General features: G+C 64.5%; 1 protein-coding gene. It reads right to left on the bottom strand.

Translation table 11 applies throughout. The features are described 5' to 3' along the window. On the bottom strand, positions 1–420 hold a 420-nt coding region (locus IMZ11_RS44365), incomplete at both ends, for an acyl-CoA dehydrogenase (RefSeq protein WP_228649787.1).

Genomic DNA, 420 nt, shown 5'->3' with positions numbered 1-420 from the left:
GCGCATCTGGATCTCCTCGGCGCCCTCGGTGATGCGATAGCGCCGATGGTGCCGGTAGATGTGCTCGAACGGTTCGTGACGGCTGTAGCCGATACCGCCGTGTACCTGCATGGCCCGGTCGGCCGCCTCGCATGCCAGACGGTTGGCACGGTAGTTGGCCATCGACACCTTGTCCGACACTTCCATGTGATGGTTCTGGTCCAGCTGCGTCGCGGCATAACGAACGAGCAGGCGGACCATCTGCGCCTCGGTCTGCAATTCCACCAACGGCCACTGCACCGCCTGGTTCACCGCCAGCGGCTTACCGAACACCATGCGCCGGTTGGCGTAGTCCACGGCGCGGTCGATACAGAACTGGGCGGCCCCCAGGCTGCTGGCGGCCTGACGAATACGGTTCTCGTGCAGGAACGTCTGACCGAC

It is taken from the genome of Microtetraspora sp. AC03309 (genome assembly GCF_020826795.1).
Taxonomy (GTDB): Bacteria; Actinomycetota; Actinomycetes; order Streptosporangiales; family Streptosporangiaceae; genus Microtetraspora; species Microtetraspora glauca.
The sequence above is the reverse complement of the archived record's forward strand: the minus strand, read 5'-3'. Positions and strand labels throughout refer to the sequence as shown.